Genomic DNA, 19,813 nt, shown 5'->3' with positions numbered 1-19,813 from the left:
CCACTGCGCATCACTGAGCGACTCACACCTAGAACTCATCCACCGATCATCAGCGACCGATCACCCAATCATTAGGAGACACGCCCTAGCTGACCCCTAAAGCTCGCGTCGCGGTCGCCCCGAACGACTGAGGCGGACCGGCGGCCGCGCTCAGCCCCGGTCGGCGCAATTCAGATACGCGAGCACGCCCTCCGCGCTGCGTGCGCCCACGCGGCAGGCGCGCACGGCGAACTCGTCGAGCAGCGGATGGTCGGCGCGGGCCCGCCAGCGCTGGATCTGTGCCAGCGCCGCGGCGTGAACCGCGTCCGGCGACGCGGTCGGCGGCAGTCCCAGCCGAACCCGATCGCCGACGCCCTCACCGCCGATCAGGCGCACGAGGTCGGCGATCTCATCGCCGGCGAGGCCGCAGTCGACGGTTCGAATCCGGCCCAATAGCCGCAGCTCTCGGAAGTCATGGCTGTCGGCCAGCATCGCGGCGGCCTCCGCGCGGATCGCCACCGCCCGCGGTGTCGTCGCCGGCTCGAGGATGCGCAGCAGCTGCCTCACGGCCGAATGCGTCTTCAGCACGTCGGCCCGCTGGCCGAACTGGGTGTCGAGTGCCGCCCGCAGCTCGTTCAGGCCGCTGCGCTGCACCAGCTCGTCGGACAGCCTCGACGCGTCGCGCACACCCGTCCGGATCAGCGCCACCGACAAGCGGATTCCGAAGAGCCCCAAGCGATCGGCCAGCACCGCGCGGGTGCCGGCATCCACCGCCGGCAACAGATCCGGCCGGACGAACCGGTCGGCCGAGAGCATCGCGCCCTCGAACTGATCGTCCGGCATCGCACTCAGCTGTGCGAGCGCGGCGAATTCGTGCTGCCGCAACGTGCGAGCGCCCAACGCGAGCAGCCCGGCCACCGGGATCATGGCCTGGCAGACCCCGGACGGCAACAGCTCGCCGGCCAGCCGGTCGGCCACCTGCTTCGCTGACGCCATCGCGTCGATCCGGCCAGCACCCACCTCGTCGGCCCGTGACAGCACGCCGATCACGCCGAGCGGCCCGTCGGCGCCGCCGACACCCGCGCCGATGCGCTCCAGCAGCCGCAGGTCGCTCTCGGCCAGGGTCTTCATCAGGTAGACGACGGCGTCGGCACCGGATCCGCCGCCCTCGGGCGCCAGCAGTTCCAGCGTCCGCGCCGAGACATCCGCCGACAACGACGAGGTTCCCGGCGTGTCGATGATCGTGTGCCGGGCCAGATCGCTGGTCGGCCAACTGACTTCGATGCGCGACACCCGATCCAGACTGATTCCGCCCATGTCGAACGTGAGCCGCCCGGCGCGGCGCAGCACCGCGAGCTCCAGCGCCGCGTCGGCGTCGTAGCGAGCGACCACCGAGGGTTTCGTCCCGGCGCGGTACCAGGTCACCACCCGGGTGCATTCGGTGGCGTCGGTCGGCGCGATGTCCTGCCCCACCAGCGCATTGAGCAGCGTCGACTTGCCCGCCTTCAGCGAACCCGCAAGCGTCACCCGCATCGGCTCCTGTAGACGAGATGCGCAGTGCGCCAACGTAACCCACGGCGCACTACCCGGCCGGAAATCCCCCTGCGCGGCCGCGACGAGCCGCCCCGCAGTCGATGATGTCGGGCGGATCATTGCGGTTCCAGGGCCGCCGCGGCCCGAGCCACCTGGTCGAGCTCGGCCAGGTGCCGCTCGATCTCAGCCATCCGCGAATCGCGTTCCTGCACGGCCGTGGCCACTGCCTGCTGAGCGGCCTGCACCGATTCGCCAAGCGACCGGATCGTCTGATCGGCGATGGTCTCGAAGTGGTCCCGCAGCACCCGGTGCACCGACCGCAGCCGATCCTTGGACTCCTTGTTGACCTGGAAGCTCACCTCGTCGGTGTACTGCCGGATCGCGGTCTTCGCATTCATCCGCCGCTGGTCGATCCGATGCGATCGATCTTCCCGGTATGCCTTGGTACCCAGCACGATTCCGGCACCGATGGAGATCGGGTTGATCAGCGCCATCCCGGCCAACGAGGTGACGAGGCCGATCATCAGCACGCCGCCGTAGGAGCCGCGCATACCCACCAGCACCTTCTGCGCCAGGCCGACCTTTCCGACATCCAGTCCGGACAGCGGCGACTGCGGCAGCACCGAGCCGTCCACCCCCGCGACGTGCAGGCTCGGCAGGTCGGGGCTGTCGACCTCCACGAAGTGCTCGGCCACCCGTTCGGCCAGCCACACCGCGCGCTCATGCGCCCAGACGAAGTTGTCGCCGACCGCGGTCTCCGTCTGCTGTTCCAGCCAGGCGCACAACTCGTCCCAGTTGCGCGCCGGATCGCCCTCGTCCACAGCCGATTCCGCCTCGCGGGTGACCCGCCGGAGCCGGTCACGCAGATCATGGTCGATATCGGCGACCAGGTCGGCGATCCCGTCGTTGAGCGTCACCTGCCAGCGGGCGCTCTTGTTGCGCAACTGATCCGCCATCGTGCGAGCGGACGTGAGCCGGTCGACCAGGTCCATTCCATGGTTGGGATCGCGCAGCGCTTCGAGTTCGGCGGTGAGCCCCATCCGCAGATGGTCGACGACCGCCGCCACGTCGAAGGAGACGGAACGGCGCGTCGTCGCTTCGTTGTTGGTCAGCGAATGCTGCAGGAATGCAAAGAGATCGGGGAATCCCGATTCGGTGTTGAGTTCCTGATCCTGCGCCTTCACAGCGTGTTCGCGCATCAGCGACGACACCGGCAGCAGCGGAACATTCACCTCGTCCTTGTTCATATGCGCGTGGTCGGCGGCGACGATATCCCGCCAATGCGGGTACAGATCGGTCTTCGTGACCACGCAGGCGACCGCCGGGCACAGCCCGACCACCTGTCGCACGAACGACATCTCGGGTGCGGTGAATTCCTGACTGGCGTCGGTCACCCAGAGCACCGCGTCCATCCCCGGCACCGACGCCAGGGCGCTGGTCGTATGCCGGCGGGTCCGGCCGCCGACGCCCGGGGTGTCGATGAGCACGATCCCCTCGGCGAGCGTCGGGCTCGGCACATCGATCTCGAGCTGGATGACATCGTCGGCGCCGTGACCCGAACCCGGTGTCACCGAATGGATCTCCGTAATCGGAACCGGCACCACCCGGGTTGAGTCGCCGCTGCCCAGCGTCATCCGGGCGGAAGTCGTCTCGCCGTACTGGACGACCGTCGGCACCGCAGTGCTCTCGTCGTCGCCCACCCGGCATACATCGGCGTTGACGATCGTGTTGATGAGCCGACTCTTGCCCTGTTTGAGCTGCCCGAGCACGATCACCCGGAGCCGCGGATCCGAAACTCGTTCTCCGGCAAGCGCAAGGCGCTGGACGAGATCTGCCCGTCCAGCCGCCTCGGCGATGCCTCGTGCGCGATCCAGGATCGCGACCATGTCGGCGCGCGCCAGCTGCGCCGGGAAGGCGGGCACCTGTGAACCGTTGCCGTCATCCATGCGGTTGTCTGCCCACTTCTTTCTCACCGGCCCGGAGGCCCCGGATCACGTCTAACAATTAGTGCATGAAGCCGTGATCTGTGAGCCCGGTGTCCGGAAGGTGAGCATCCAGATGCGGTGCATCCGTCGCCGGCGCACCGATACCGCCGTGCAGGCCGCCATCGTGCAGGCCGGACGTATCCGGCGCGGCAACACCGGCATTCGGGTCGGCGATGTGGGTGTCCGGAGTGGTGAGACCCAGGTTCGGGCTGCTCGCATGTGCGTCCGGAGCCTGCGTCTGGCCGCCGAACGCACCGCCGACCGAATCCCAGCCCGTAACACCGCCGCCGGCCGAGTGGTCCGGCAGCGCGGTCGAATGCGGATCGCTCGGCGTCCACGTCGGGGCCGAGCCACCACCGGTGAGTGCACTGGACAGCGGATCGTGGCCGAGGTTCACCCCACCGCCGGTGTTCGCGGCGTCCAGGGGCGTCTGCGGCGCCGGAATGTGGTTCGGCGCCAGCGATTCCGTCAGGCCTCCGCCGACATTCTCGTTCGTCGTCAGCGCGCTGCTCATCGTGTTCCCGATGCCGCCCTGGTTTGCGTGCGCGGTATCGAGGGCGTTGCCGGTGGCCGAGATTGCGGTGTGCCCGGCACCCGTGACCGACGGCGTCGAGATGCCGGTGAGGTTGGCCGTGTTGGTGATGTTGCCAATGCCGTTCACGGCCCCGCCGCCGGCTGCGGCGACTCCCGGCAGTCCGCCGGCGCTCGCCGCAGTGCCGACTGCCGCGATCGCGTCACCGCCCGCAGCGGCCGCACCGCTGACGCCGCCGGCCGCACCGAGCGCACCGGAGGCCGCCGAGGTCACCGGGGAAAAGCCGACCTGGCCCGCGGCTGATCCGGCGGACGACAGGCCCGAACTCAACGAGCCCGAGATCTGGCTGGTACCCGATTCGGCGGCAGCGTCGAGCGCGGTGAAGGCACCGCCGCCGATTCCGCCGCCACCGACACCACCCACGGCGCCACCGAGACCACCCGCGGCGCCCGCACCGCCACCCACGGCACCGCCGAGGCCACCGGTGGCGCCCGCGCCGCCGCCGATGCCGCCGACCGCTCCCCCGATTGCGTTCGCGCCGCCGTTCATCGCGGCATCGAGCCCACCTACCACGCCGCCCGCGGCGCCCGCACCGAGGCCGCCTCCGGCGCCACCACCGATCGCGCCGCCCAGGCCGCCATCGGTGACTCCGCCGACGCCGGCCGAAAGATCGCCGCCGATCGTGTTGCCGAGGCCCGCAGCCGCACCGAGCCCGCCGGCCACACCGCCGCCCGCACCGGCCGCGGCGCCGAGGCCCCCGGCCACTGCGCCGCCGAGGCCGGCACCCAGCCCGGCACCGGCATCAGCCGCACCCGAGAGGTCGCCCGCCAGACCGGCGCCGGCGTCAGCCGCCGCACCCAGGCCACCCGCCAGACCTGCCGCCAGGTCACCGCCGAATCCGGCGCCCGCGTCGGCTGCCGCACCAAGATCGGCGCCCAGATCACCGGCTGCGGCTGCGCCGAGACCGGCACCGGTAGTCAGCCCGGCATTGAGATCGGCCGCGGCAGCGTTGAGGTCACCGGCCAGACCGGCCCCGAAGTCAGCGCCGGCACCAGCCGCGCCGCCCAGCGCACCGCCGAGTCCGCCCGCAACATCGCCGACGCCCCCGGCGGCCGCACCAAGCGCACCGCCAAGATCCGCGCCCGCATTCAAGCCCGCATCGAGCTCCGCGCCCAGGTCGGCACCCGCACCCAACGCACCGCTCAGGCCGCCGGCAACTCCGCCGACGCCACCTGCCGCCGCGCCGAGACCGGCACCGAGACCGCCTCCGATTCCACCGGCCGCGCCGATGCCGCTCGCGAGACCGCCGGCCACGCCACCGAGACCGCCAGCAGCAGCATCGAGGCCACCGGCCAGGCCACCCGCAAGATCGCCGCCCGCTTCGAGTCCGGCACCCAGCCCACCGGCAACGTCGCCGACACCGCCCACCGCGCCACCCAGACCCGCACCAAGATCACCCGCAAGACCCGCACCAGCCTCAAGCCCGGCACCGAGACCGCCGGCCAGGCCCGCGCCTAGATCGCCCGCGAGTCCCGCACCGAGGTTCGCGCCGGCATTCAGTCCGCCGGCCACGTCGGCTCCAAGATCCGCGCCGGCACCTGCAGCCCCACCGAGACCACCCGTGACGTCGCCGAGTCCGGCCGCCGCCGCACCGGCCGCGCCGCTGAGACCGGCACCGAGACCGGCGGCCACGCCGCCGACCCCACCGAGACCGACGCCGATACCCGTGCCCGCGCCACCGCCGATATCGATTCCGCCACCGACGTTTCCGGAACCGCCGACCCCGACGCCGACACCGCCCGAGCCGCCAACGCCGACCGCCGCACCGATACCGGTACCGATCGCACCGCCGACCACTCCGAGGCCCACGCCGAGACCGGCGCCCAGACCGGCACCGCCCACGCCGCCGATACCGCCGCCGAGGCCGCCGGCCCCGCCGACCGCGCCGCCCAGAGTGAGGTCGTTGTAGAGATCCGCCGCGGTGCCGCTGTACAGCCCGGTCGCGCTGACCGCGGGCGCCACCGCCGCCACGTCCGCCTGGGTCACCGATTTCAGACCGGCATCGGCAAGGCACTGTGCCGGATTCGCGGCGTACGCCTGCCTCGCGGACTCGTCGCGAAGCAGGCTCAGGATGAAGTCGAGCAGTGCGTTGGTGGTCATGGGAAGTCTCCTCAATTGCGAATTGACCGCAACGTTAAAGATCGCTTGCGGAGCCTCCAACGGGGTTGCGACCCCGTCTGCCATCAGGGCGTCGCCCGGGGGATGCCCGATTCATAGGGGCTTCGCCGCGGACCGGCCCCCACCTCGCAATTTGGCAGTAACGATTGACTTCGCCGGACCGAAGTACCACGTACACCCGTGCGGGTGCAGAGAGTCGATGGGAGCAGAAGCGTGACGACCCTGCTGCTCGGAATCAGCGTCGGCTCCGCCAACCTCACCGCGGCACCGGCCGCGTCGGCGGCCCCCGGATCAGCCACCACCAATTCCACTGCCACGACGCCGGCGGTCCTGACCGTGCATGCCGACGGCACCGCCGAACTCGGCGCCCATCCGGCACCCGGCTCAGAGGTGGTCCGCGATTTCGCCGGCCGATTCGGTGACCCGGTCCCGATGGTCACTTCGTCGGGACGCTCCTACACCGGCACCGAACTCACCGCCGCGGCGGTGACATCGCTGGCCGCCCGCTGCACGCCGGACAGCAACCCGACCGTGTTCGTGAGCCACCCGGCCGAACTCACCGCCCATGCGATCGTCGACGCCGAAGAGCAACTGCGCACCTGCGGCCTGTCCGACGTCCACTTCGTCCCCGACGCCGTCGCGGCTGCCGCCTGGGCGCAGTCGGCGGGCCAGGTCTTCCCCGGTGATGTCGCGGTCGTGTACGACCTCGGCGCGACCGGACTGACAGTCACGCTGGTCCATGTCAACGACCGACCGGGCACCGCCGGCATCCTCGGATCGCCGGTGCGATCCGAGGAATTCAGCGGCGATCACATCGATGCCGCCCTGCTGCGCCAGGTCCTGAGCGGCGTGACTGCGGCGCATCCGCAGTTCGCCGCCGCATCGACCACCCCGGAAGAGCTCCGGGCACTGCGATCGGCCTGTCGTGTCGCGAAGGAGTCGCTGGCCACCGAGACCGCCACCAGCATCCCGGTGCGACTGGATTCGTTCGCCACCGAGATCCGGCTGGTCCGCGCCGAACTCGAAGACCTGATCAGTCCCGCGCTGCAGTCGTCCATCGATCTGATGCACGACGCGATCCGCCGGGCCGGCCTGGATGATCACGACGTGACCCGGGTGATCGCCACCGGCGGCGGCGCGGCGATCCCGCTCGTGAGCGAGGCGCTGTCGCGCGAGACACGCCTACCGGTCGCCGTCGCCGACCAGCCGGGGGCCACCGCGGCACTCGGCGCGCTGGCCACGGGTCTCACCGCCACCCGGTCCGCGCCCGTCACCGATCCGTTTCTGATCGAGGCCGATCCGTGGGCGACCGATCCGACCGTGGCCGCCACGACCGCCATCGAGGACCGTCGCGTCGAGACGGTCGCCGACGATGACGTCCCGCTGGCGCCGGCCCCGCGGGCAGCGGCATCGACGGCCAAGGACTCCCGCACACGGCGGTGGGTCTACCGCGGCGGCGCCGCGGCCGCCGCCGTCGCCGCCCTGGCGGTCGGGGTCGCGCTGCACTCCGGGAAGGCCGCGGCGCCGATCGCGACGGCGCGTCCGGCGATCCAGACCGGTACTGCGAGCACGACCACCCACTCGGCCACGAATACGTCACCGACCGCCACCAGTGCGCGGGCGAATTCGCAGCGACAGCAGGCGGCCGGAACGGCCACGCCGCCAGGCAATTCCGCGCCGGGCACGCGCACCCCGGGAACGGCCAACGCGGCGGCCACGCAGCCTGCCGGCCCGGCAGCGTCCGGACCTACCAACAGCAGCCCGGCGAACGCCGCCCCGCAGGCTCCGGCACCCGCATCGACGCCGTCGGCCCCCGCGAACACACCCGATCCGGGGCAGACCGTGCCGCCGGAATCCGCCCCACAGATCACCCTGCCGACCCCGCACCTGCCGCTCTCGAACGTGCTCGGCAATGCCGGCCAGAACCTCCTGAACCCGTAGCGGCCGCCGATGTCCACACCGATTCCAGCCACCAACCCAGCCCTGGCGGGGTGCACCACGGCCACCGAGATCTACGACCTGGTCACACCGCATGCACAGACCCAGCCGCACAAGCGGATGGTGGTGGGAATCGGCGGCAGCGGAAAGACGTTGTTGCTCAGGTCCATTCGTCGACGCCTGCAGTCCACGCCGATCGTCGTCGCCGATCAGCCCGACCTCGACGTCGCCGCGGGCACCGTGGTGCTGCTCGACGACGCACATCTACTCGATCCCGAACAGCTCGCGGCGGCGATCGCGCTCGCGACCCGCGACGACATCTCGCTGATCGTCGCCACCCGGCCCGACCCGGTCAATCAGGGCCTGGCCGATCTCGAACGAGCCATTGCCCGCCGGGGCCACACGGTCATTCTCGACCGGCTGGGCCGACGCGAGATCGGTCGACGCGCGAGATTCGCTCTCGGACAGTCCCTTCCCCAGGAGACCACTGACCGGATCGCGACGATGACGACCGGCGTGCTGGCGGCGGTCGACGTCGCCATCGATGGTCTCGCCGATCTGACCGTGGCCGAGCTGTCCGACCCCGAGCGCGCCGCGGCCGCCGCCTGGTCGCGCACGTCGAACTGGGCGCGGCAGACGATCCGGCACCTTGATGACGAGGCCACCGAAGTATTGGTCATCGCGATGCTCGGGGTTCAGCTCAGCCCCGTCGAGATCTCCGTGGTGGTCGGCAAACCGGTGGATTACGTTCCGGCCCTACTCAATCGGGTGCGCTGCAGCGGACTCCTTGATGATTCGGGCATCACGCTCGCGGTGGCCCGCGAGCCGCTGACCGATGCGGTCGGTCAGCATCGGGTCCGATCGGCCGCGCACCGGGTGCTGGCAACGCAGATCGAGCTCGGCACGATGACCGCGCCCGCCGCGATCGCCATGGCCGACTACGGCATTCAGGATCCCGATCTCTCCGCGTTTCTGGCCACCGCCGCCGATTCGGTCGCCGCACAGGAACCCGCTACCGCGGCGACCCTCTATCGCTACGCGCGCGCCACCGGCAGACTCGATGAGGCGCAGACGATCCGGCACGCCGAAGCGGCGGCTCGGAGTGGTGATTTCGTCACCGCGACACAGCTGATCGACGGTTCGTGGCAGGGCACCGCAGAGTCCGACATCCCGCCGGCGGAACTCGCGCGGGCCGCCCGCATCGCCTGCAGTATTGCTGCTCACCAAGGGCTCTCGGTTCGCTCGGCCGAACTGATCCGCTGGCTCGGCGCCGACCGCATGGGCATGGACGCACCCATTGGCGCAATCGTGCTGATGGGCGACGGCGACCTGGCCGGGGCGCAGGAGTTCCTCGACGTCCGGCCACCCGGACTGCAGACCGCGCTGGCCGCCGGCTGGCGTGCTGCCGCAGAAGGCTTGGCCCAGACCATCTCCGGGGACCACATCGCCGGCCTCAACCGCCTGCACCGCGCTAAGCACGCGCTCGCCGCCATCGGCCCCACCGATCGGATTCTGCCCTACTCAGTCCGCGGGATCACTGCCATCGCCAACCTGCATATCGGCGAACTGGCCCGGGCCAAGGCCGTACTGGCGACACCCGTGACCGACCCGTTGCTCGTCGAGCGACACGCGTTGTTCTCGGCATGGGCGACGATGATCGGCGGCGACCTGGGCACCGCCGCAGCCGAGATCGACGCCGTCGCTCCTCGAGTCCATCGGCCCCGAGATCAGCTACTGCTCCGCGGGCTTCGTGTGGCACTGGCGCGGCGCATCGGCGACGAAGGCGAGCTGATGGCCACCTGGCGCAACACCGCGGACCTCGCAACGGAGGCACCCGCAAACCTCTTCAACATCCTCCCGGCGACCGAGATATGGATGGCCGCAGCACAACTCGGTGACGTCGACCGGATCATGCCGATGATCGACGAGATGTTCGATCTGCTCGAGCGTCTCGGCGACCCGCCGCTGTGGTCGTCGGTCGCCCACTGGTCGGGCGTGCAGGCCGCGATCCTGTCGGACAATCCGGCGTCCGCCATCTCGCATGCTCAGGCGCTCGCCAGAGCCGCGTCTCAGCTGCGCTACGCACAGGTGCTCGCGACGGCAGGCAAGACGTGGGTTGCAGCGCTCGACGGTAAGCCGTGCCGCGACGACATCGAAGCCGCGGCCGCCGCTCTGGGGACCATCGGACACCGTTGGGACGGCGCGCGACTGGCGCGGGATGCCGCCGCACGCTGCACCGACCCGTCGGAGGCCAACGCGCTCATGCAGGTGGCGCGTTCCATCTGGGGCGCACCGAACGCGACGAGCACCGACACGGTCGCCGACGCCGTGATGCAGCTGACCGCCCGCGAGGCCGAGGTCGCCGAGCTGCTGGTGCTGGGCAAGCCGTATCGCGAGATCGGTTCGACGCTGTTCATTTCGGCCAAGACCGTCGAGCATCACGTCGCACGAATCCGCGGCCGGCTGGGCGCCCGTTCGCGGCCCGAGCTCATGGCGATGCTGCGGTCGATGGGCTACGGCGCGCAGCCCGCGACTGACTCCGTGACCGTCTGAGTCGCAGTCAGTCGGACTTGTCGGCGGCGGCGATCGCCTGCGAGAAGATCCGCACGAACTGCTCGTTCGGCATCGGATTCGAGTTGAAATGTCCGGTCAACTGCACCGTCACCTTGCCGACGATCGCGTACCCCACCAGTGAGGTCGCGGTCTGCGTCGGATTGTTCGGCAGGGTGGTGGTGACGATCTGCCGCGCGACGAACGCATCCGACGCCGCCCCCTTGTCGATCGGCAGTTCCCGGGACTCGGTGACCATCGTGGCTCCCGCCATCAGCCCGGCGTGGATCGAGGTGGTCACGGTCGCGCAGGCGCCGGTACCGGTGCGTCGATCGGAGTCGATATCCCGGATCACGGTGGTCACCAGCTCGGTGATGCTGTTCTGGTTCGGACCCTGCGTGACCAGCAGCGAGGTGTTCTGCGGCGAGATCGCGCGGTTGAGCGCATCGTCCGCGGTCGGCTTGCACTGCGGCGGTGAATAGGTGGCCGTCTTCATCTGATCGAGGTTCTGGGCGTTGTTGGCCTGCAGATCGTCGACCGACATCACGACGGTCGAGTAGTCCGACGGGATGTCGTCGATCGATACCAGCTTGTCCGAGGTCGTCACGGCGGTCGGTTCCTTCTTGTCCGATCCGCATCCGGCGACCGTCAGACAGGCCACAACGGCGACGACCACTCCCAGCGATTTCCTGCTCATCGCCGCAAGCCTACTGTTCACCTCCCCATTGGCCGCATCCCTGCCTACCGCATCCCCGCTGGCCGCGCCGCCGGGACCCGGTCGGCAGGAGTGGGCCCGCGGCCCGCACGCGGCTCGTAGGCTGGCTCCGTGGCGAAAACCTATGTCGGGCCGCGACTGCGGCAACTGCGCTCCGAACGGCAGATGTCTCAGGTCTCTCTGGCCGAGGCATTGGGCATCTCGCCGTCCTATCTGAACCAGATCGAGCACGACGCGCGGCCGCTGACCGTGCCCGTCCTGCTGAAGATCAGCGAGGTGTTCGGCGTCGACACGGCGTTCTTCAACTCGCAGGACAACACCCGGCTGATCGCCGAGATGCGCGAAGTCGCGATGGACGAAGATCTCGGGATCGAGACCGACGCCAAGGAGCTGAGCGACCTCGTCGCCGCGCATCCCACCCTGGCGCGCGCGATGGTCAGCCTGCATCGCCGCTACCGCCTCGCGACCGACCAGCTCGCCGCGGCCACGGACGAACGTGGCGACGGATCGATGCGCGGCGCCATAACCGCGCCGCACGAGGAAGTGCGTGACTACTTCTACCAACGCCACAACTACCTCCACGAACTCGACACCGCGGCAGAGGAACTGACGACCCGGATGCGCATGCACTCCGGTGACATCCGCGGCGAGATCGCCCGCCGCCTGGAAACCGTGCACGGCATCACCATCGCTCGTCGCGTCGACCTCGGCGACACCGTGCTGCATCGCTTCGACCTGACGACGAAGCGGCTGGAGATCTCCGCGCATCTGTCTGCGGGACAACGGGTCTTCCGGTTCGCCTCCGAGCTCGCCTACCTCGAATGCGGCGAGTTGATCAGTCAGATGGTGGATGAGGGCAACTTCACCTCCGACGATGCGCGGCGCCTGGCGATGGCCGGACTGGCCAACTACTACGCGGCCGCCGCCGTCCTCCCCTACAGCCAATTCCATGGCGCCGCCGAGGATTTCCGCTACGACATCGAACGTCTGTCGGCGTTCTACGCGGTCTCCTACGAGACGGTGTGCCATCGGCTCTCGACGCTGCAGCGCCCCAACCTGCGCGGCGTCCCGTTCTCCTTCGTCCGCGTCGACCGGGCCGGCAACATGTCGAAACGGCAGTCCGCCACCGGTTTCCACTTCTCCAACAGCGGCGGCACCTGCCCGCTGTGGAATGTGTACGAGACCTTCGGCAACCCCGGCAAGATCTCGGTGCAGATCGCCCAGATGCCCGACGGGCGCAACTACCTGTGGGTCGCGCGCACCGTCGAACGGCGTGCGGCGCGCTACGGCCAGCCCGGCAAGACCTTCGCGATCGGCCTGGGCTGCGAACTGCGCCATGCCGCTCGGCTGGTCTACTCCGACGGCCTCGAGCTGGGCCCGGCCGCCCAGGTCACGCCGATCGGGTCGGGCTGCCGGGTGTGCGAGCGGGAGAACTGCGCGCAGCGCGCATTCCCGGCCATCGGCGCCGAACTCGACATCGATGAGCACCGCAGCACGATCTCGCCCTATCTCGTGCGGTAGGGGCGAACGATCATCCGGCCGTGGCTTCGACCTCTGCCGCACCCGCGCTCCGAGCGCGTTTTACCAGCTCAGCAATGTTGCCGGCGACCTCGTCACGACGCTCATAGGGCAGCATGTGACTCGCCTTTGGGTACGTCACCAGCTGGGCTCCGTCGATGCCGTCCGCAAGCGCCCGCGCATGCCCGGGCGGGGTGAGGAAGTCGCGCGTACCGACCATCACAATCGTCGGAATGCCATTCAAAGTCGGCAGCACCGAATACCTGTCGTGATCCAGCATGGAACTCGCGGTGCTAGCGATCGCCGGCGGATATCCTTGAGCCGCCTGATGCCCTAGCCGGTTCATGTCATAGAGCGCCGAGTACCAGCCGGTCGCACCGTCGTGCTGCTCCAGCGTGAACGGCGGAGCCGGGATGCGGGTCCGCCGCATGACCGCCAAAAGCAGCCGCGACAACAACCCGAATCCTGGCCAATGGCGCAGCGGTGCAAGCACATTCCCTGCGCTCGTGGCCACCAGTGCGACTCCGCCCACGCGCTGGCGGAGCAGCTCCGAATGACGCTCGGCGAGGGTGATCACGGTCATTCCACCCATCGAATGCCCGGCAAGCACGGCCTGGCCCCGCGGCACCCGGCGCCGGATCAGCTCGGCCAAGTCATCGGCGAGTTCCTCCAGAGTCGGTGCGAGACGGCAGGATTGCCCATGACCACGATGGTCGTACGCGATGACTCGCAATGTCTGGTCGGCAAGCGACAGCAACTCGGCGACGTCTTCCCAGTGCCCGCTGGACAGGGTCCAGCAATGCGACAGGACGACGGTGGTATCCGCATCTTGCGGCCCCCACTCCCGAACATTCAGGAGCACACCGGATTCCGGTTCGAATGTATAGCGTATCGGCACGAGGGCCACCTCCATATTGTGAAATACCGGGTCACTGATCGAACGCGATATGCAGCAGATCGGATTCAGGGAGCGTCTGGCAGGCCAGCGTCAACCCCATCTCAAGTTCGTCGTCGATCAGCGACTCGTTCATCAGCATCCGGGTCCGCCCCGTCTTGACCGAGCAGACACAGGTACCGCACGCCGACTCGCGGCACACGTACGGCGGATCGAAACCCCTGTCCAGCAACAGTTGCAGCAGAGTGGTGCCCCGGGGCCAGGCGAGTTCGTGGGTCTCGCCGTCCAGATCCACAACGAGCCGGGGTTGTCCGTCCGCCGCCTGCCCATGCGATTCGGGCTCTGCCTTCGGCGCCGAGGCGGTGTCGAACGGGTTGCTGTCGAGCGACCGATACTCCTCGCGACGGATATGCGCCGGCATAACGCCGAGCTGCCCCAGGCCCGCGGTCGTGACTGCCATGAACCCTTGCGGCCCGCACAGATACGTGTCCCGGCCCGAGTATGGCCGCACGATGTCCGCAATGTCCTCGGCGGTCGGCAGGCCCTTGTCCTCCTCCCACCAATGCAGCAGCATCAGCCGACCGGGGAACTGCTCCGCCAGTTCGGCCAGTCTGGCCAGAAATATCGTCGACTCGCGATCCCGGTTGGCATACAACAGGGCGACGTGACCGGTGCCGCTGTGCAGGATCGACTTGGTGATCGACATGATCGGCGTGATGCCGCTCCCGGCGGCGCACAGCAGCACGTCGCGGGCCGGTGAGTCCGCCACGAATGTTCCCGACGGCTCAAGCACCGTCACCGCCGTGCCGGCGGCGAGGTTGTCACACAGCCAGTTCGACGCGTATCCGTCTGCCGTCCGTTTGACCGTAACAGTGGGGCGCGGGTCGATGGCAGGACTGCTGGAGAGCGAGTAACAGCGAGCTACCGAGCCAGTCTGCGTGCTCGGGATCCGCAGCGTCAGGAACTGGCCGGGCAGGTAGCGGAAGCGATCGGTCAGCTCCGGCGGAACGTCGAAGCTGACCGATACAGCGTCCGCGCTCTCCGCGACCACCGCATGCACGGTGATTTTGTGTGATCTCACAATGACGCGGCTACTTCCGCACTAAGATCGGACCGGACAACACCAGCGAGTCCGCCGGATCGGGCGTCGCCGGCGACGTGACGTCCTCGCCGAGGATTCTCTCGAGGATCGGCGCAAACGTACCCAATGCCTTGTGCCCCAACTCCTGTCCGCGCTCGACGGACAGCCCTCCCGCCGCGGTGCGATTGATGCCGGGGGCGATCCGCCCCATGAAATAGCCGAACCACGCCTCGCTGCGCACCGGGACGATCGCGAGATCGAATCGCACCGAGCGAACGGCGGCCCGCGCCACCAGGTTCGGGCTCATGGGGGCGAACGGCAGCTTCGCGGCGATCTCCTGCACGCGCTGCGAGATCCGTTGCCCGCGTTCGACGAGTTCGTGGTCTACGCCGACGGTGATCGCATTGTTGCCGATACTCGTGTTGATGACGCCTGGGCAGATGGCGCTCACCCCGACACCCTTGGCCCCCAGCTCCAATCGCAGGCACTCTGTGAGCATCTTCACGCCGGCCTTGGAGACGTGGTAAGCCGCCATCACCGCGGTCGGGCTGAGCGCCGCCGCCGAGCAGATGTTGACGATATGACCGCTGCCGCGCTCGACCATCAGCCGACCGACAGCTCGGCAGCCATACACCACACCCATCAAGTTCACGCTGAGCTGCTTGTCCCAGTGCTCCGGCTCCAGATCGAGAAAGGAACCACCGACCAGCATGCCCGCGTTGTTCACGAGCACATCCGGGATGCCGTGATCGGCATGCACATCCAGTGCGAACCGATCCCATGCAGCCGGGTCGGTGACGTCGAGCTGTGCGGCAGACGCTCGTAGCCCGAGCCCGCGCATCTTCGCGGTGGCGACCTTGGCCGCCTCCAAGTCGATGTCCGAGACGATCACGTGTGCACCGTTTTTCGCGAACCGGGTCGCGGTCGCCTCACCGATGCCACTGCCGGCCCCGGTGACCACGACGAGTTCGGGTTTCAGCGTATTGATCTTCATGAGTTCTCTCCTGCCGCAGCCACGGCGACCTTCGGTCGGGCGGGCACCGAGTCATTGCTGTATCGGTATACATCCAGGTCGTAATGGCGGTTCTGCCAATACATCTCACCGTGTGTCGACGGGCGGAACGGCGAGTCGCCATGGCTGTTGATGTAGTAGGTGTTGGACCCGTCGCATGTCGAGGTGAACAGGAAGTTCTTGGACTGCCGGCGAAGACTCTTGGCGAAGTACTTCTCATGCTCGTGCTGCTTGATCTCGCAGACGGTCGCTCCGCGGCGCTTGGTCTCCGCGATGGCCCGGCTCAGATGCGCCGCCGTCGCCTCGATCATCCAGATGTACGAGCCCAGAACGAATCCGTACGGACCGGTGATGGTGAACATGTTGGGATAGTCGGGCACCGATACACCCTGATACGACTGATATCGCTGGGTATCCCAGAACTCGGACAGATCCTTGCCCCCGCGGCCGCGCACTGGGAATGACGGGATCGATCCCTTCTCCCACAGGCTGAACCCCGTGGCGCAGATGAGAACGTCCACGTCGTGGTCCACACCATCGGCGGTCCGGATACCTGTCTCGGTGATCTTCTCGATCGATTCCGTGACCAGGCTGACGTCGCCACGGTTGAAGGTCTTGAGGTAATCGTTGGACATCGATGGGCGCTTGCATCCGAGTCCATAAGTCGGGATGAGCTTTTCGCGGACCACCGGGTCCTTCACCTGGGAGCGCATCCAGCGTCGCACCGGAATCTCGGCCAGGCGGCGGTTCGCGTTGACGAACCATGTCGGCCCCGCAACCATCCCGCTCATCCCCACCTCAGTCGCCACCGTACCCACCATGCGGATCGCCGATCGCGCCCACTTGTTGGATAGCACGGCCCGCCCCACGCCAGTGACCTCCGAGTCTCGTTTCGGGAACACCCAGATCGGGGTGCGCTGGTACACCTCCAAGTGGCCTGTCTCGTCTGCGATCGACGGCACCAGCTGCAGCGAGGTCGCACCGGTGCCTATGACCGCAACCTTCTTCCCCTTGAGTGACACGTCGGAATCCCACAGCGCCGTATGCATCAGAGTTCCACCGAACGAGTCGATGCCCTCGATGTCGGGCATCTTGGGACGTTCCAGTCCCCCGACCGCAGCGACCACGAAACGGGCCGTGATCTCAGCGCCGCCGTCGGTGCGGGCGCGCCAGATGTTGGCCTCCTCGTCGAACTCCGCCGAGGTGATCGTCGTGCCTAGACGCAACTTCTCGCGCAACCAGTACTTGTCGACCATGTCCTCCGCATAGTGCTGCAGTTCATTCCCCGGCGCGAACACCCGCGACCAATCCGATCGCTGCTCATAGGAGAAGCTGTAGATGAACGAGGGAATATCCACGGCGACACCGGGATAGGTGTTCGCATGCCATGTGCCACCCACCCGATCCCATTTGTCGACGATCACGAAATCATGAATCCCCTTTCGCTGCAACGCAATCGCGGCACCGATGCCGCCGAGTCCGGCGCCGACGATTACCACTTCATGATCGGGTTTTTCCCTGCCCGGCTTGCGCTTGGCCGATCGTATCGATGTACTCAATTGACCTCTCCTGCTTCACGTATTGGGCGAACACGTCGGTGTTGTCGAAGACTCCTGCTGCAACTTGTCGAGCAGCTCGGCCGTTTCGATGTCCTCGGGGCGGAATCCGGGCCGTCGGTAGTGAGCAGTTCTTTGGCTACGCGGTTGAACGCCGCGCCTACATACCGGGCCCCGGGAACAGCTGGAAGGCCTACCGGCCGCGGTCAGTCCGAGGCATCGGCGCGCATCGAGATCCCGGCCGGCGGGACTGACTGGATCTCCGCACCCGATAGAATGCACTCCGCGAGCACAATCGTGAACGGTCCGCAGCGACGGACGAATGCCTACCGGATCATTGCGGCAACGAGCCCTCGGCGTCTTATAGCGCGGACCAGTCGCTCCGAAGTCGGCTTGAGCCACTCGATGGGGTAGCCGAACTCGGCAAACTCTTCGTGCAGGCACCCATTCTGCTGGCCGTGCATCCGGCTCCTGACCGATGAATCCGACAAGGCGCTTTTTAAGCGCGGGGTCGACGAGCTGGTCGGCGAATTTCCGGACCGAGCAGATGCACGCTTCCCTCCCAGTCAGAAATCCGCCAGAGTGTCCCGCCATGAAATGACGGAACGCCATGTCGCCCTGAACGAGGTACTTCTCAAGCGGTGCGTCCCGCGCGCCCTCGTCCTCAAAACGAAAGTGGATCCGGCGCCCTTCCGGGTACGCGGCACGCGTTGCTGTCTCTGTAGACATCAGCCTCCTAAAACCGCTAGTACCGGGTACGTGTAGTACCACTACAGCACATATAGGCGACTGACGCCACAGTCCGGCGAAAATTCTTTGGGCGCTTGGACAATCGATCTCATTGACTCCGTGTCGAATAGCGGTACGCTGCCCGACATGACCACACCGCGCATCGCACCCGGAACACTCAGGCAGCAGGGGCCCGTCAACTGGGGAATCAACAAGATCGCGGCAGGCGTGATGCGGCTACCAGAGCTGCGCCTGTTCACCACCTTGGGCCGCACCAAGGGCCTGTACCGGGGCTGGATGTTCTACTCGAGCAAGATGATGCCTTTCGGGTCCCTCGCCCGCGCCGACTGCGAGATGGTGATCATCCGCGTCGCGACGCTGCGCAACTGTCAATACGAGCTCGACCACCACAAACGGCTCGGCAAACGTGCCGGACTCGACGATGCACTGCAGGCCGCGATCATCGGTGGCCCGGACTCGGACGGCCTGGACGACCGGCAGCGCGCGATCCTTTGCGCGGTCGACGAATTGGTCGCAACCAAGGACATCGGGGATTCGGCGTGGGCCGCCGCCGCCGAATATCTCGGCGAACGTCAGCTGATCGAACTAGTACTGCTGATCGGCCAGTACGACTCGCTGGCGACGACCATCGGCACCCTCCGAATCGAGCGCGACGTATGACATCGGCGTCAGAACAGGCGCGCGCCCTGCTGGATCCGAGCCGGATTCACGTCACAATCGACGACAGCGCCGGGTATCTCGATATCCTCGGACGCGAGGACGAGCTACCCACCGTATCCTTGAAGGCGATGCGGAACCCGGTGGTCGCAGCCATCTACGAACGCCTCTGGCGCCCGGCATTCACACGCGCGCTGTCGTGGGGCGGCCGTGGGGCTGCCGACTACGGCGCCAAACTTGTCGAACGGATCGGACGGCCGGGCGACCGGGCAATTCTCGACGTGGCCTGCGGACCCGGATTGCACACCAAGCGGCTTGCCGCTGGTCTCACCGGCGACGGGATCAGCATCGGGCTCGACTTCTCACCACCTATGCTCGCCCGCGCCGTCGCCGACAATTCTGGCGACAGAGTCGCTTACATTCGCGGTGACGCACACCATCCTCCGTTCGCCGACAACACATTTGACGCGTTCGTCTGCCTCGCCGCGCTGTGGCTGATCCCTGACCCGCTGACCGTGGTCGACCAACTGGTGCGCGTCACCAAGCCGGGCGGTGAGATCGCCATCTTCGCCACGGTCCGTACGTTCGTGTCATCGGGGCCGATCGTCAACTTCACCGCGCAGCGGACCGGGCTGAAGATCTTCGGGCGCCACGAGCTGAGCGACCGCCTGCGCAGCGCCGGCGTGGTACAGATCGAACAGACGATCACCGGCGAGACCCAGTACGTGATCGGACGCCGCTCCTGAGCGCTGACCGATGAGTGTCAGTTCGGGCCCAACAGGATTCGCCGGACTCGGCGAGGTATCGTCTCAAGCGCCTGGAATGCCGCTACTATTATTCGGCGGAGGTCGACCGCCGACTTCGATACTCGTCGAGTACGTCGACGATTATCGACACGTGTTCGGGGTCTACCCGATCTGCCGCGTGCTCACCG

At 67.8% G+C, this 19,813-nt stretch carries 13 protein-coding genes; 5 read left to right on the top strand and 8 right to left on the bottom strand.

The window, feature by feature from the left end:
* Positions 1-150: 150 nt before the first annotated feature.
* Genes G341_RS0100740 through G341_RS20540 form a run of 3 tightly spaced genes read right to left on the bottom strand, consistent with a single transcriptional unit; the run spans position 151 to position 6,189 of the window.
* The gene (locus tag G341_RS0100740; protein WP_026303087.1) at positions 151-1,632 is read right to left on the bottom strand and encodes a dynamin family protein; all 1,482 of its coding nucleotides are present in this window, start codon (positions 1,630-1,632) and stop codon (positions 151-153) included.
* Positions 1,629-3,458, bottom strand: coding sequence for a dynamin family protein (locus tag G341_RS0100735; RefSeq protein ID WP_018177188.1), 1,830 nt, complete (start codon positions 3,456-3,458; stop codon positions 1,629-1,631). The genes G341_RS0100740 and G341_RS0100735 overlap by 4 nt, the downstream gene beginning before the upstream one ends.
* A 58-nt stretch (positions 3,459-3,516) precedes the next feature.
* Complete coding sequence (locus G341_RS20540) at positions 3,517-6,189, bottom strand: IniB N-terminal domain-containing protein (protein WP_018177187.1); 2,673 nt, start codon at positions 6,187-6,189, stop codon at positions 3,517-3,519.
* 231 nt (positions 6,190-6,420) lie between these two features.
* On the opposite strand from G341_RS20540, the gene G341_RS0100725 reads away from it, so the two are divergent.
* The gene (locus G341_RS0100725) at positions 6,421-8,148 is read left to right on the top strand and encodes an Hsp70 family protein (RefSeq protein WP_018177186.1); all 1,728 of its coding nucleotides are present in this window, start codon (positions 6,421-6,423) and stop codon (positions 8,146-8,148) included.
* Between the two features lie 9 nt (positions 8,149-8,157).
* Entirely contained in the window at positions 8,158-10,698 is a 2,541-nt protein-coding gene (locus G341_RS20535) for a LuxR C-terminal-related transcriptional regulator (RefSeq protein ID WP_018177185.1), read from the top strand.
* A 7-nt stretch (positions 10,699-10,705) separates the two neighbouring features.
* Here the strand turns inward: G341_RS20535 and G341_RS20530 are convergent, their stop codons facing one another.
* A complete protein-coding gene (locus G341_RS20530) occupies positions 10,706-11,392 on the bottom strand; it encodes a hypothetical protein (protein WP_155826677.1) in 687 nt (228 codons plus the stop codon).
* A gap of 129 nt (positions 11,393-11,521) precedes the next feature.
* On the opposite strand from G341_RS20530, the gene ramB reads away from it, so the two are divergent.
* Positions 11,522-12,931: an acetate metabolism transcriptional regulator RamB gene (gene ramB / locus G341_RS0100710; protein ID WP_018177183.1), complete on the top strand. Its 1,410-nt coding sequence runs from the start codon at positions 11,522-11,524 to the stop codon at positions 12,929-12,931.
* Between the two features lie 10 nt (positions 12,932-12,941).
* Here the strand turns inward: ramB and G341_RS20525 are convergent, their stop codons facing one another.
* From G341_RS20525 to G341_RS0100690, 4 genes are read right to left on the bottom strand one after another with little or no spacing between them, the layout of a single operon-like run.
* A complete protein-coding gene (locus G341_RS20525) occupies positions 12,942-13,826 on the bottom strand; it encodes an alpha/beta fold hydrolase (RefSeq protein WP_162140689.1) in 885 nt (294 codons plus the stop codon).
* Between the two features lie 31 nt (positions 13,827-13,857).
* A complete protein-coding gene (locus G341_RS0100700) occupies positions 13,858-14,904 on the bottom strand; it encodes a ferredoxin--NADP reductase (RefSeq protein ID WP_018177181.1) in 1,047 nt (348 codons plus the stop codon).
* A gap of 10 nt (positions 14,905-14,914) precedes the next feature.
* Entirely contained in the window at positions 14,915-15,898 is a 984-nt protein-coding gene (locus tag G341_RS20520) for an SDR family NAD(P)-dependent oxidoreductase (protein ID WP_018177180.1), read from the bottom strand.
* Complete coding sequence (locus G341_RS0100690; protein ID WP_018177179.1) at positions 15,895-17,415, bottom strand: flavin-containing monooxygenase; 1,521 nt, start codon at positions 17,413-17,415, stop codon at positions 15,895-15,897. Before G341_RS0100690 ends, G341_RS20520 begins: the two co-directional genes overlap by 4 nt.
* 933 nt (positions 17,416-18,348) lie before the next feature.
* On the opposite strand from G341_RS0100690, the gene G341_RS0100680 reads away from it, so the two are divergent.
* The gene (locus G341_RS0100680; protein ID WP_026303084.1) at positions 18,349-18,882 is read left to right on the top strand and encodes a carboxymuconolactone decarboxylase family protein; all 534 of its coding nucleotides are present in this window, start codon (positions 18,349-18,351) and stop codon (positions 18,880-18,882) included.
* Positions 18,879-19,625, top strand: coding sequence for a class I SAM-dependent methyltransferase (locus tag G341_RS0100675; protein WP_018177176.1), 747 nt, complete (start codon positions 18,879-18,881; stop codon positions 19,623-19,625). Before G341_RS0100680 ends, G341_RS0100675 begins: the two co-directional genes overlap by 4 nt.
* Positions 19,626-19,813 lie beyond the last annotated feature (188 nt).

This window comes from Jongsikchunia kroppenstedtii DSM 45133, assembly GCF_000380485.1.
GTDB lineage: Bacteria > Actinomycetota > Actinomycetes > Mycobacteriales > Mycobacteriaceae > Jongsikchunia > Jongsikchunia kroppenstedtii.
This window is presented reverse-complemented; position numbering and strand designations above follow the sequence as displayed.